This window comes from Sorangium sp. So ce362 (assembly GCF_051519845.1).
GTDB lineage: Bacteria > Myxococcota_A > Polyangia > Polyangiales > Polyangiaceae > Sorangium.
Genome location: NZ_CP150332.1, coordinates 9,613,146 through 9,626,379 on the forward strand (window position 1 = coordinate 9,613,146; position 13,234 = coordinate 9,626,379).

The 13,234-nt window shown below is 73.1% G+C and carries 12 protein-coding genes; 6 read left to right on the plus strand and 6 right to left on the minus strand.

Translation table 11 applies throughout. The features are described 5' to 3' along the window. The first annotated feature begins 7 nt into the window (after positions 1–7). On the plus strand, positions 8–1,177 hold the full coding sequence (locus WMF17_RS36960; protein ID WP_437598078.1) for a zinc-binding dehydrogenase: 1,170 nt from the start codon (positions 8–10) through the stop codon (positions 1,175–1,177). A gap of 5 nt (positions 1,178–1,182) precedes the next feature. On the opposite strand, the gene kbl is transcribed toward WMF17_RS36960, so the two are convergent. Next, positions 1,183–2,373: a glycine C-acetyltransferase gene (gene kbl / locus WMF17_RS36965; protein ID WP_437598079.1), complete on the minus strand. Its 1,191-nt coding sequence runs from the start codon at positions 2,371–2,373 to the stop codon at positions 1,183–1,185. Positions 2,374–2,639: 266 nt separating this feature from the next. Between kbl and WMF17_RS36970 the strand changes: the two genes are divergently transcribed. Together WMF17_RS36970 and WMF17_RS36975 are read left to right on the plus strand one after the other, a co-directional pair. After that, complete coding sequence (locus tag WMF17_RS36970) at positions 2,640–3,704, plus strand: hypothetical protein (protein WP_437598080.1); 1,065 nt, start codon at positions 2,640–2,642, stop codon at positions 3,702–3,704. Between the two features lie 32 nt (positions 3,705–3,736). Then, positions 3,737–5,149, plus strand: coding sequence for a DUF4331 domain-containing protein (locus WMF17_RS36975; RefSeq protein WP_437598081.1), 1,413 nt, complete (start codon positions 3,737–3,739; stop codon positions 5,147–5,149). A 39-nt stretch (positions 5,150–5,188) separates the two neighbouring features. On the opposite strand, the gene WMF17_RS36980 is transcribed toward WMF17_RS36975, so the two are convergent. Next, positions 5,189–6,181 (minus strand): hypothetical protein, encoded by a 993-nt coding sequence (locus tag WMF17_RS36980; protein WP_437598082.1) that lies wholly within the window; start codon positions 6,179–6,181, stop codon positions 5,189–5,191. Here WMF17_RS36980 and WMF17_RS36985 point away from each other — a divergent pair. After that, positions 6,181–7,722: a tetratricopeptide repeat protein gene (locus WMF17_RS36985; protein ID WP_437598083.1), complete on the plus strand. Its 1,542-nt coding sequence runs from the start codon at positions 6,181–6,183 to the stop codon at positions 7,720–7,722. The two genes, WMF17_RS36980 and WMF17_RS36985, sit on opposite strands and share 1 nt — an antisense overlap. A 118-nt stretch (positions 7,723–7,840) precedes the next feature. Here WMF17_RS36985 and WMF17_RS36990 read toward each other — a convergent pair whose 3' ends face one another. After that, a complete protein-coding gene (locus WMF17_RS36990; RefSeq protein ID WP_437598084.1) occupies positions 7,841–8,302 on the minus strand; it encodes a hypothetical protein in 462 nt (153 codons plus the stop codon). Between the two features lie 14 nt (positions 8,303–8,316). On the opposite strand from WMF17_RS36990, the gene WMF17_RS36995 reads away from it, so the two are divergent. Beyond that, positions 8,317–9,384, plus strand: a complete 1,068-nt coding sequence (locus tag WMF17_RS36995; RefSeq protein WP_437598085.1) for an endonuclease/exonuclease/phosphatase family protein — start codon at positions 8,317–8,319, stop codon at positions 9,382–9,384. A 46-nt stretch (positions 9,385–9,430) separates the two neighbouring features. Here WMF17_RS36995 and WMF17_RS37000 read toward each other — a convergent pair whose 3' ends face one another. Beyond that, positions 9,431–10,144 carry a hypothetical protein gene (locus WMF17_RS37000; RefSeq protein WP_437598086.1) on the minus strand — a complete coding sequence of 238 codons (714 nt, stop codon included), beginning with the start codon at positions 10,142–10,144 and terminating at the stop codon, positions 9,431–9,433. Positions 10,145–10,367: 223 nt separating this feature from the next. Then, positions 10,368–11,405 carry a polysaccharide deacetylase family protein gene (locus tag WMF17_RS37005; protein WP_437598087.1) on the minus strand — a complete coding sequence of 346 codons (1,038 nt, stop codon included), beginning with the start codon at positions 11,403–11,405 and terminating at the stop codon, positions 10,368–10,370. A 495-nt stretch (positions 11,406–11,900) separates the two neighbouring features. Here WMF17_RS37005 and WMF17_RS37010 point away from each other — a divergent pair, with 495 nt between their 5' ends. Next, positions 11,901–12,461, plus strand: a complete 561-nt coding sequence (locus WMF17_RS37010) for a hypothetical protein (RefSeq protein WP_437645731.1) — start codon at positions 11,901–11,903, stop codon at positions 12,459–12,461. Here WMF17_RS37010 and WMF17_RS37015 read toward each other — a convergent pair. Continuing rightward, positions 12,427–13,167, minus strand: a complete 741-nt coding sequence (locus WMF17_RS37015) for a ComF family protein (RefSeq protein ID WP_437645733.1) — start codon at positions 13,165–13,167, stop codon at positions 12,427–12,429. The two genes, WMF17_RS37010 and WMF17_RS37015, sit on opposite strands and share 35 nt — an antisense overlap. Positions 13,168–13,234: the final 67 nt, after the last annotated feature.

The window sequence follows — 13,234 nt, forward strand, 5'->3', positions numbered from 1 at the left end:
CAGGTGCATGAGCGACGCGATGTGGGCGCTGACGTACAACCGCGAGAGGCAGCCGTGGGAGTCCACCGTCGGGCTGTCGAAGGACGAGGTCGAGCGCCCGGCGATCGACGAGGCCAAGGACTACCACGACCGCGCGAGCGTCCTCGTGAAGCCCATCATGACGGGCTTCTGCGGCTCGGATCGGGGCATCTGGTTCCGCAGCGCCTTCAAGGACATGATCTTCAAGTCGCTCGATCGCGACCGGAAGGCGACGCGCACGATCGGCCACGAGCTGCTCGGCCGCGTCGTCGACCTCGGGACCGACGCGCGCCGGACGTTCGGGCTGGAGGTCGGCGACATCGTCTCGACCGAGAGCCACATCGCCTGCGGCGCCTGCTACCAGTGCCGCGTCGGCGACACCCACGTGTGCGCCGACGACAAGATCATCGGGATCAGCGAGGATGGCTGCTTCGCCGAGCTCGTCAAGCTGCCGGCGAAGAACCTGTGGCGCACCGACATCGCCAGGATGCGGCCCGAGGTCGCCGCGGTGCAGGAGCCGTTCGGCAACGCCGTGCACGCGTGCACCAAGGTGAACCTCCGCGGCAAGCGCGTGGCGATCTTCGGCTGCGGCACCATCGGCCTCTTCGCGGTCGCGATCGCGCGCGCGATGGGGGCCATCTACATCATCGGCGTGGAGCCGGCGGAGCGGAACGCCGAGATGGCCGGCCGCCTGGGCGCCGACGTGGTCCTGCGCCCGCACCGGGCGAGCCCCGACCGGCCCCACGCGAGCGATCCGGAACTGACGGAGCAGGTGCGCAAGCTGACGGACGGGGTCGGCGTCGACGTCGTGCTCGAGATGAGCGGCGTGAACAGCAGCGTGAACAACGCGATCCACGCGGCGAGGCGCGGGGGCGACGTCATCCTCTTCGGCCTGAAGAGCGGCGACGCGGTGATCGAGAACTTCGACCGCCTCATCGTGGACGGCATCAGCCTCCACAGCGTGATCGGCCGCCGCATCTTCGAGACGTGGCACATCACGCGCCACCTGCTCGAGTCGCGCGATCCGAACATCCACGACCTCATCTGGGAGGTCATCCTGAACCGGGGCCAGGGGACGGTGTTCGACTTCCAGGACTACGACGCGGCGGCCTTCCAGGAGGCGATCTCGAGCCACCCGAAGGTGATCCTCCGGTACTGAGCCGGTCAGCCGACGACGCCGAGCTGCCGGCCGACCTTCCGGAAGGCCTCGATCGCACGGTCGACGTGCGCGGGCTCGTGCGCGGCGGAGAGCTGCACCCGGATGCGGGCCTCGCCCTTCGGCACGACGGGGTACGAGAAGCCGATGACATAGATGCCCTCGGCGAGGAGCGCCTTGGCCATCTCGTTCGCGAGGCGCGCCTCGCCCAGCAGGATGGGCACGATCGGGTGGATGCCCGGCCTGATGGTGAACCCGGCCTGCGCCATCCCCTGCCGGAACCGGCGCGCGTTCTCCATCGCTTGCTGGCGCAGCGAGGGCTCGGCGTCGATGAGGTCGAACACGGCGATCGAGGCGCCGGCGATCGCGGGGGCGAGCGTGTTGGAGAACAGGTAGGGCCGCGAGCGCTGCCGCAGCAGGTCGACGATCTCCTGCCGGCCGGTCGTGAAGCCGCCGCTCGCGCCGCCGAGCGCCTTGCCCAGGGTGGAGGTGATCACGTCGATGCGGTGCATGACCCCGCAGAGCTCCGCGGTCCCGCGCCCCGTCGGGCCGATGAACCCGGTCGCATGCGAGTCGTCGACCATCACCATCGCGCGGTACTTGTCGGCGAGATCGCAGATGGTATCGAGCTTCGCCAGATATCCATCCATCGAGAACACGCCGTCGGTGGCGATGAGCCGGAGCCGCTTGCCGGCGGTCTTGCGGAGGATGTCCTCGAGAGCGGCCATGTCCCCGTTCGGGTAACGGTGCCGCTCGGCCTTGCAGAGGCGGATGCCGTCGATGATCGAGGCGTGGTTCAGCGCGTCCGAGATGACGGCGTCCTCGTCGCCGAGGAGCGTCTCGAACAGGCCGCCGTTCGCGTCGAAGCAGGACGAATAAAGGATCGCGTCCTCGGTGCCGAAGAAGCGGGCAATCCTGGACTCCAGCCGCCGGTGCAGGTCCTGCGTGCCGCAGATGAAACGGACGCTGGAGAGGCCGAAGCCGTGCGAGTCGATCGCCTGCTTCGCCGCGCCGATGACCGCCGGGTGCGACGACAGACCAAGGTAGTTGTTCGCGCAGAAATTGAGGACCTCGACGCCCCCCTCGGTCCGGATCGCCGGCCCCTGCGGCGTCGCGAGGATCCGCTCTTCCTTGTAGAGGCCCGCCGCACGGATGTCCTCCAACGCCCGTGCGTACAATGACCGAGCGACATCGAACATGGCTGTCGTTATAAAACGGGGCTGTCAGCGGGTCGACGGGGGAACGCCGTACGGCCGTCCCGCGTGGCGCTGCTCACCGGCCTGAGCGCCGGCGGGCGACCCCGGACACGAGAGGCAGGGTGCGCGGGGCTTTGTCGCGCGTGGCGCGGCCGCGGCCTACTCGATCCGGGAGGGCCGTGGCAGAACGGCCGCGTTCGGCGCCGCGCGATCGCCGCGCGGCTCGCGCGAGCCGGGCGCACGAGCGACGCTGCCGGGGAGGAGCAGGCATGACGGAAGCCAGGGGGGACCTCCGGCGAAGCGCCGGTGTGCTGTGCGCTCTGGCGTCGCTTGCGGCCGCCGCGGGCCACCCGGGTTGCAGCCGCGCGGAGGACGCGCCTGGACGGACCATCGCGGGCTCCGCCGCGGGGACGGGGGGCGCGGCCACGACGAGCGGTACGGGCGGCGGGGGCGGCGCAGGAGGCGATGCGCCCTATGCGATCTCGACCCTTGCCCCGGCGACGGCGTTCGACGCGACGCCGGACGCCGGCGCGGCGTACGTGTACTTCACGGGCATCGACGCTGGCGGCAGGGCCGGCGTCTTCAGGACCAGCGCGCACGGCGGCGGAGGCGCCACCGAGATCGCGGCTGGACCGCCCTTCGTCGCGCCGCTCGGGATCGCGGCGAGCGCGGGCGGCGGCCGGCTCTTCGTGGCCGATCCGGGCGCGGGCAGCGCGGCGCTCGACGACGCGGGCGCCCTGTTCGCGATCGACTTGCCCGGCGGCGCCGTCGCGCCGGTCCGCGGCGGCGAGGGGATGCATGCGCGCGGCCTGGAGGTCGTCCGGGGCGCGGACAGCGAGGAGCGGATCGTCTTCTCGGGGCGCGATCGCGAGGGGGGCGAGCCCGGCGTGTTCGCCCTGCCGTCCGGCGGCGGCGAGGCCTCCGCGATCGCGAAGGGGAGCCCGCTCGTCGATCCCAGCGGCGTCGCCGTCGCCAGCGGGGGCGACATCTTCGTCTGCGACACCCTCGCGAGCCCCGACAGGACGGCGACCGTCTTCAGGATCGAGGACGGCTTCGTGAGCGCGTTCGCGACCGGGCTCCACGTCGGCTATCCGTGCGGCCTCGCGCTGACGCGCGACGACGCGGCGCTGCTCGTGCTCACGCGCAACGTGGCCCGAGGCGCCGACGAGGTCGTGCGGATCGAGGTGGCGTCCGGGGCGCGCTCGGCGACGGCCACCGGCGCCCCGAGCCACGACGAGCCCGGCGGGCTGCACCGGGCGAAGGGCGCCGACGTCTTCGCGTTCGTCGATCACAGGGCCCAGGAGCAGGGCTCGGTGTTCCTGCTCAGGCAATGAGCCGCAGAGGAGCGATGGGAGGACCCGCACGCATGATCCAAAGGCCGTCGCGCGCCGCCGCCGTCTTCGCGGCGTGCGTCGCGCTCAGCGCACCCGGCGTTGCTGCAGCGTCGAGCCACCGCGAGGCGCCGGCGATCGCGGGGGATCCGGCCGCCGACAACACCGATCTGTACGCGTGGGTGGAGGGCGGAAACCTCGTGATCCTCGCGAGCTACATCCCGCTCGAGGAGCCCGCCGGCGGGCCGAACTTCCACGGCTTCTCGGACGACGTGCTCTACGAGGTGCACATCGCCCGCGGGCCGTCGAGCCTCGAGGACGCGCTGACCTACCAGTTCCGGTTCTCGACCACGCCGTACCGCGCGGAGGATCCGGCGGGGCTCACGCCGGCGCCGAGCGGCGGCAACGAGTTCTTCGCGCAGCTCGCCGGCGCGGAGCAGACGTACACCATCACGAAGATCGAGGGCGGGGCGTCGACGGTCCTCCTCGCCGACGCCCCGGTCGCGCCGCCGAACATCGGGAGGCGGACGAACGAGCTCGCCTATCAGATCACCGGCGGCGGCTACCCTGCCTTCGCGACGTCCTCGAAGTTCCTCAAGCGGATGGCCGGCGGCGAGGGGCGCGCCTGGGCCGGGCCGCGCGACGACGGCTTCTACGCGGATCTCGGCCGGGCGTTCGACCTCGCGGGGCTGTGCCCGCTCCTCTCGGCGCCGAACCCGTCGTGCACCGCGCGCGACAACCTCGCCGGCTTCAACGTGCACACGCTCGCGCTCGAGATCCCGCTGGCGATGGCCAACGGCGGATCGGAGCCGACGCGGGGACCGAGCGACCGGCAGACGCTCGGCATCTGGGCCTCCGCGAGCCGACGCAAGGTGCGGATCCTGCGCGCGAACGGCAAGGAGGACGGCCTGGGTCCCTGGGTGCAGGTGTCGCGGGTCGGCCTGCCGCTCGTCAACACGTGGATCATCGGCCTGCAGGACAAGGACAAGTACAACCGCGCGCACCCGCGCGACGACCTCGTCCACTTCGGAGCGTACTTCCTGAACCCGATCCTGGTGCGCGACGCCGAGTTCGCGGGCCTCTACCGGGCCGGCCAGCCGCTCGCGGCCTTCGATCCGGAGGCGCTGAAGCAGAACCGGACCGATCTCATCGACAGGTTCAACCTGAAGCCATCGAGCCTCGGGGGACACACCCTGGAGACCGTCGGCGACGTGCTCCGGATCGATCTGGGCATGCCGTCGGGCTTCCCGAACGGCCGCGCGCTGGTCCCCGGCGCGGACCATGAGCAGACCGACGTCACCGACGCCCTGTTCACGCTCCTCCTGACCGGCGCTCCCGGGGCGACGGCGGGCGACGGGGTCGCGGCGAACGACGCGCGGTTCCTGCCGGCCTTCCCGTACCTCGCGACGGCCTGGGAAGGCGCGACCCAGGGGCATTTCCGGCCCTGAGCCGCGCGGCGCAGCGCGGCGCGACACGCCGCTCGCCTGTCACGGCGCTGCGCATCGCATCCCGCACACGCCGCCTGCGCCGCCCGCGCGCCCGTCCGGTCGAACGCACGCGGCGCGGCACTCGCTGTCGCGCGCGCAGGCCGCGCCCTCGGCCCTGGGCGCGGCGCAGCGCCCGTCCACGCAGCGCGCGCCGGGCGCGCAGAGCCCGCCGAGGCAGGCGGCGCCGGCGGGAGGGAGCGGCGCCGCGCTGCAGCGCGCGTCGACGCAGCGGCGGCCCCGCCCGCAGTCGGCGTGCGCCTCGCAGCGGCCGCCGGGCGGGACGTCGTCCGCGCACGCGCGCCCGGCGCAGTGGCCGCGGCACTCGGGGTGCGACTCGGCGTAGCGCGTCTGGCGGGTGACCGCGGCCAGCGCGTCGACGGAGAGGCCGCAGGGGCCCGCGGCGCGCGGGGCGCGGCAGATGCCCGCGTCGGTGGGCCCGGCGCCGTCGCAGCGCAGCCCGTCCGCGCACTCGAGCGACGACCGGCACCGCGCCCCCTCGCCGAGCGCCCCCCGCACGATCCCCTCGCAAGCAGGTGGGATCGGGGCGGCGAGCGGAGAGACCCAGTCGCACCCCTCGAGCGATCGCTCCATCGCCTCGACGCAGCGGCCGACCGCGTCGGCCGAAAGCGCCACCGCCTTCGCGCGCGCCGCGAAGCTCAGCGCGCGCGAGCACTCCGCGCCCGCGTGGAAGCCCGCGCCGCCACCGCAGCACGCCGCCTTGCGCCGCGCGGGGAGCGCGTGCAGCGCCTCGCACAGCCGCGCCGCGAGCGGCTCCGGCGCGCCCTCGGCCTTCGGGTAGACGGGGGCGATCTCGTCGCCGGCCAGGGTGTCGGCCGGCGACGTCGTCGAGGAGCCGGCGTCCGGCGAGGGCGCGGCTGTCGCACCCGCGTCCGGCGCGCTGCGCTGCGCGCGCGCGCAGGCGGCGACGAGCTGCAGGAGCAGCGCCGCGGCGCAGCGCCGTCGCAGGCGGTCGCCATCCGTCGAGACAGGCAATGCGATCTCCTCCGCGCCGCGCGCTGCTGGTCGATCGAGCGATGCGCTGGAGCGGCGAGCTTGCCGGCGCAGACCGGCAAGGCAAGCTCTTTCGCGACCGGATCGAGGTCGCGACGCCCCGGCGAGAGGCGCGGCTCGCCCCGGGCGGAGCTCCAGCGCGCCAGGAGGTCAGCGCTCCGATGCTGCGACGAACGGGTCTCCTCTTCGCCTGCGCTGCCCTGAGCGGAAGCCCCGGTTGCACCGAGCGATCGCGCGCCGAGGCCGTCCCGGCCGCGCCGGCGTCGCTCGAGCGCCCCGCCGCGGCGCCGGCGCCCTCGAGCCTCGACGCGGCGCGCGGGCTCGCCCTCGCGGCCCCGGCGGGCGCGGGCGCCGTCGATCGCGAGATCGAGGCGCTGTCGCGGCGGCTCACGAAGGCGCCGGGGGGCGCGGATCTCTGGAGCGCGCTGGGCTACGCGTGGATCAGGAAGGCGCGCGCGTCGGACGATCCTTCGCTCTACCTCCGCGCTCACGCGTGCGCGGAGGTCGCGCTCGCGCTGGCGGACGGCGATCGCGCGTCGCTCAACCTGCTCGGCCTCGTGCTGCTCCACGATCGCCGGTTCGCCGGGGCGCGCGACGCCGCCGAGCGGGTGCTCTCGCGCGACGAGGGCGACGCGCTCGCGCTCGGGACGCTCAGCGACGCGGCGCTCGAGCTCGGCCATTTCGAAGCGGCGGCCGCGGCGGCGCAGCGGATGGTCGACAAGCGGCCCGGCCTGCCGTCCTACGCGCGGGCCGCGCACCTTCGCTGGCTCCAGGGCGACGTGGCGAGCGCGAAGCGGATCATGCGCCTCGCGATCGACGCCGGCGATCCACGCGAGCCCGAGGCGCTCGCGTGGACCCTGGCGAAGGCGGCCGCGATGTTCTGGCACGAGGGCGACCACGAGGCCGCGGACCGGGGCTTCGAGCGGGCGCTCGCCGCGCAGGACGCGTATCCACCGGCGCTCGCCGGCAGAGCGCGCGTCGCGCTGGCCCGCGGCGCCTTTGGGCGCGCCGTCGAGCTGCTCGAGCGGGCCCATCGGCGGAGCCCGGAGGCGGAGATCGCGTGGCTGCTCGGCGACGCCAGGACGGCAGCCGGCGACCACGCCGGCGCGGCGCAGGCCTACGCCAGCGCGATCGACGCGGGGCGCAGGTCGGACCGCCGGATGCTCGCGCTGTACTACGCGACAAAGGGTCTCGAGCGCGACGAGGCCCTGCGGCTCGCCGCCGCGGAGCGCGCCCTCCGCGGGGACGTCTACACCGAGGACACCCTCGCCTGGGCGCTGTACCGCGCCGGCAAGCTGCCCGAAGCGCGCGCGGCGAGCGACAGAGCGCTGGCGCTCGGCACCAGGGACGCGCGCCTGCTCTACCACGCGGGGGCGATCCGGATCGCCCTGGGCGACATGGAGCGAGGCGAGCAGCTCGTGCGGGCTGCGCTCGAGCTGAACCCGGCGTTCGACAGCACAGGGGCCGCCGAGGCCGAGCAGCTCCTTGCGCGGCGCAAGCCCCTCGGCGGCTCGGCCCGCTGACGGGCTCGATGTGGCTGGACGCGCGAGGTGCGCCGTGGTCGAGCGCGCGAGTCAGGCCGAGGGAATCTCGACGTCAGCGATGTCAGCGACCTCAGCGATGTCAGCGACCTCAGCGACCTCAGGTGTCGTATTTCACCGTCGACGGGACGACCAGCGGTGGAGGAGCGATGGCGGGCTGCGAAGGCGCCGGAGCGGGCTCATCGGTGTCTCCCGAGCCCGGCTGGCTCTTGGGTGGTTGGCCATGGAGCTCGCGGAGCCGGGCGGGCGCGGGCTCGATCGCCGTTGGGGCCTCGTCCGTCCCCTCGCCCTCCCCTGTCGCGACAGGGGGTATGCTCACGGCGGGCGGAGGTGGGACGAACATCCTCGGCACCCGGATGGAACGGGCGATCGACGCGACCTCGGGGAAGCTCGCGGCCATCCGCTCGACAAACGCTGCACGGGCCGCATCATCGGGGGCGGTCGCCGAGGCCTTCGCGACCCGCAGCGCCGACCAAAGCTCATAGTACCAGGCGGAGAGGGAGGCATGCGCTTCCAGCAGGTCACGAATGGTATCCTCGGAAACGATGATGTTCTTGCCCATGGGCGAGAGGATACATGACCGAGCGGCGCCTCCCACCTGGTTCGAACGGCACAATCCCCGTGGACTCGGCGCCGGACGGCCGCTCCGCGAGCGCGGCGGTGCACGGCGCTCGTCGCGGCGCCGAGGCGCCGGTGGACGGCGGCACGTCGCTCAGGATCATCACCTATAACGTCCGCTATTTCGGGCACGGCACGCGGGGCATCGCCTCGACAAGCGCCGCGATCGCCCGGATCGCGACGACGCTGGCGGGGCTGTCCCCGTTGCCCGATCTCGTGTGCCTCCAGGAGGTGGAGACGCAGTCGCTGCGCTCCTCGACGATGAACCCGCGGTGGCACCCGGAGGAGACGCAGCTCGAGCGCCTGATGAACGAGCTGCACGCGGCGCTCGCGCATGCAGAGCGGCCCGAGCGCTACGTCGCCTACTACTTCCCCGCGCACATCTACAGGCTCACCTCGCGGACGAACATCTACACGACCGGGCTCGCGGTGATCGCGCGCGACACGTTCCGCATCGGACACCACAACGCAGAGCGCCCCCACGACATCACCCACCGGCGGAGGGTCAAGAGCCTGAAGCAGACGCGCATCTGCGCGCACGTATCGTTCGAGCACGAGAGCGGGCAGAGCTTCGATGTGTTCAACACCCACCTCAGCCTGCCGAGCGTGTTCTCGAGGGAGTTCTGGACGGGCGAGGCGCGGATGGGGTTCGGACCGAACCAGCTCGAGGAGGCGCGGGTGCTCGCCGACTTCGTCCGCCGCGAGCAGCGGACCGACAACTTCGTCGTGGTCGGCGACTTCAACTCGCTGCCGGGCTCGCCGGTCGATCGCTTCCTGCGCGAGGAGATCGGCTTCGTGGACGCGTTCGCCAGGGTCCGCTGCCTCTCCGAGCGCGAGGCGCGCGCCTTCCCGACGGCCGGCTTCATGAACCTGCGCATGCACCTCGACCACGTGTACTCGTCCGAGCGCCTCGAGTGGATCGACTTCGCGGGCACGCACCCGTTCGGGCACAAGGGGGCGTTCGCCGGGCTCTCCGATCACGTCCCGCTGATCGCGCGCTGCCGCCTGCCGGGCGACTCCGGCTGATCGCCCCGCCGCGCGGCGCTGCCGCCCCGAGCGCGGCGCCCGGCGCTCACCCCGGCAGCCAGAGCAGGTCGTCCATGATGGGCTCGAGGCACGCGGAGATCTGCGGGCCGAACTCGCCGCCGCACGCGAGCTTGCCGAAGCAGGCGCGGACCTCCTGGCGGCCGCGGCTGTTCATCGCGCCGATCGCCCGCTCGAGCTGCGGGCCGAGCCCCTCCTCCAGGCTCTGCCGGCACGTGTCGTAGTCGAGGTCTCCGCACCCCGCGAGCCGGCCGCAGAGGACGGCCATGAACGGGGCGAGATCGGAGCGCGGGAGCGTGGTGGCCGTCATCGCCTCGGAGCCGCAGCGGCTCACCTCCTGCGCGTAGGCGGCGGTGAAGGGATCGCCCTCGAACCGCCGCAGCGCTGCCAGCGAGCACTCCGAGGTGGCGCGGAGCATCGCCGGCGAGGCCATCGTCGTCATCTGGGTGCATTGCTCGAACTTCGGCCAGCCCTTCGCCTGCTCGGTGGCCCGCTCGTAGAGCTCCTCGAGGTAGACGCACCACGCGCGCTGGGCCTCGCGCTGCTCGCGCTGCTCGACGGTCGCCTTCCGCTCCCCCCGCCCGTCGCGCGCCTCGGGCGCGGGCCGCGCGGGCGCCTTCGCGGAAGCCGCGGGCGGCGGCGAGCCACCGCATCCCGAGGCGAGGGCTACGGAGATCAGCGAGGCCGCGCCGAGCATGGAGAAGGCGGCGCGGGAGCTGCGACCACGGATTGTGCCTTTCACGAGAGCCTCCTTCGTCGGACAGGCTGCGAAGCAGCTTTCCAGGCCACCGAGGCCATGCGCGTGCAGAACCGGCCCAGCGACGGTGCACGTGCACAGCTCAGGCCACGCGCGCGCCGGTCGACGCGGCCGCGAGCGAGCGGGGGCGCTCGGGGAGCGCGGCGGCGGACGCGGGGAGCGCGGCGGAGCGGCGCGGCGGCGGAGCGGCGCGGCGGGCTTTGCTCGATCAGCGGCCGGCCCGAGAGCCGGGCCGCTGGCCGATGAGCAGCTTGAGCTTGAAGAGGGCGCCGATCTGCCCGCGATCCATGGCGATGCGCGGGAAGTTCAGGGGGTCGAAGGACGAGAGCATGCAAAGGCCGGAGTTGTTGGTGAAGCCGATCTCGAAGCCGGCCTCCTTCACGGCGCGATGGAACGCGCCGCACAGGCTGTATCCGACGGGGTACGCGACCGCGTGCACCGCCTCGTTCAGCGCGTCGGAGAGGACGTGGCGGGAGCGCGTGAGGTCGCGCGTGGCCTCGTCGGGCGACAGGGTCTGAAGGACCCGGTGGCTGTGGGAGTGCGACTGCACGTCCATGCCCGCCCGCCGCAGCGCCGCGATCTGGTTCCAGTCCATGATCGTCCTGGCCGCGAGCGCGCGCTCCTCGCAGAGATCGATCGACACCCCCGTGGCGCGCTCGATCTCGTCCCACAGGCGCCCGATGTCGACGCCGGACGTGCGCTTGATGGTCTGGCAGACGCGCGTCGCCGCGGCGATCGGGTCGCGGAGCGGATCGAGCACGAGCGTCGCGGGGTAGGCGATCTCGACGCGCGCTCTCCGGCACCGGTGCATGAGGAGCGCGACGCGGTCCCACCAGAAGAGGCGCCCCCTGTCAGGGTACCCGGTGGCGATGAAGAACGTGGCCGCGACGCCGGCGCGCTGGAGGAGGGGCAAGGCGACGTCGTGGTTGTCGCGGTAGCCGTCATCGAACGCGACCATGACGGGGTTCGGCGGGAGCTTCCGGCCCTTGGCGAAGAGCCGCACGTCCCGGATCGACACCACCGTGCAGTGCGCCTTGATGACCGCGAGCTGCTCCTCGAACTCGCGCGCGCTCACCTCGGCGACCCCCGGATCGAGCTCGTCCACCTCCGAGAGCTCCGCGATGCGGTGGTAGGTGAACACGGAGAGCACGGGCAGCCGGAGCTTCGCGCGCAGCCACAGGAAGCGATCCAGGAGCCCGAGGGTGTCGAGCACCCCGGCGGCCAGCGCACGACGACCGCGCGGCATCCCTCTGCGAATCCACGTCAGTGGATGTGCGACGACGTACACGAATGTATTCCAGCACACAAACAGCGTCCGTGCTTGCTTTCCGGAGCGGCTCCGAAGGAAACGCTCCTGTGCGCCGTCTGGTGTGCCGCCGAGCGGGAGAGTTCGGTTCGACAGCAGACGATGCGGCTAGACTGGCGGTCGATGTTCTCGACGGACGCGCCCCAACCTGATTCGGCCGAGAAGGCGTCCCAGCCTGAATCGCCTGGGGACGTGCCTCAACCTGGGGACGTGCCTCAACCTGGGTCAGATGGGGACGCGCCCCAACCTCGGTCGGCTGGGGACATGCCCCAACCTGGTTCGGCTGGGGACCATCCGTCGAAGCCGCTCTCTCCCCAACCTGGTTCGGCTGGGGACGCTGGGGACGCTCCCCAACCTCGGTCGGCTGGGGACCATCCGTCGAAGCCGATCTCGCCGCTCGGCACCATCGGAGTTGCGCTCACGACGGCAGCGGTCGTGTTTGCGCTGGGGATTTACGCGGTCGAGACGAGCCTGCCCGGGCTGGAGACGCGCAGCCGAGAGGCTCTGCCGGCGAAGGCGGCGGGCGACGGGCCCGCGCGCGCCATCGCTGCAGCATCGAAGCGAACGGACGCTCCCGAGCAGCTGGCAGCCCCGCCCCCCGCGAGCACGACCGAAGCTGCAGCGCAGGCCGCACCACCACCGCCGAGCGCCGAGCCGCCGGCGCCTCCTGCACCGCCGAGCGCCGAGCCGCCGGCGCCTCCTGCACCGCCGGGCGCCGAGCCGCCGGCGCCTCCACAGCAGCCAGCCGTCGAGGCCGGAGCGCGCACTCCGCCGATCCCACGCAGCGGCTACGGCATCCTCAAGCTCAACTCCTCCCAGAACGCGACCGTGTACGTGCTGGGCGTGGCGGTGGGGCCCAGCAATCAGCCCATCGAGGTGCGCTGCGGGCGCCGCTTCGTGCGGATCGGGGAACCGACGCGCGACGGCACGCGATGGCTCACCGAGGGCAGGAGCGTCCGCATCAAATGCGGGGCGCTGACGGAGGCGAGCTTCTGAGCTCGTCCGCGCCGCTCTCGGCGGTGGCGAGGACGAGATAGGTGACCGAAGCAGCCCCCGCGCCGAGGAGCGCCTCCCGGCACGCCGCGAGCGTGGCGCCGGTCGTGGCCACGTCATCCACGAGCGCGACCCTCCGGCGCTGGACGCGCTCCGGCGCGCGGACCCGGAATGCCCCCACCACGTTCTGCAGGCGGAGATCGCGCGGGAGCTGCGCCTGCTGCGCGGTGGACCGGACACGGCAGAGGGCCCGCGGGGCCAGCGACGCCGGAAGTCCGCCAGCGACGTGCGCGGCCAGCAAGGCCGCCTGGTTGTACCCCCTATCGGCGAGACGGCGCGGATGCAGCGGCACCGGGACCACAAGGTCGACGCTCATCCCCGCCTCACGCGCCGCGCCGAGCAGCAACCGGCCGAGCGGGCGCGCGAGATCCGGGCGATCTCCGTACTTGAAGCGCCGGATCCCCTCCGCGAGCGACCCGCCAAACGGGGCGAACGCGACGAGCTCGGCGCCCGCGGCGGCGCTGGAGCCCGCCGCCTCTCGCGGCGGGCGCTCCGCGTAGGGCACGACGGTCCGCGCGCAGTCAGCGCAAAACACCGCAGCATCTGCGATGAGCGTGTCACAGCCAGCGCAGGACGGCGGGCTGAGCGCACGCGCAGCGGCGGCGGCCAGGAAGCGGACAGCGGCGACGATGGCGTGGAAGGGGCTCATGGGCTGGCAGCCCTATCGTCGTCAGGAGCGGGCGCGCGGTTGCGCGAGCGGACGAAAGAAGATCTCT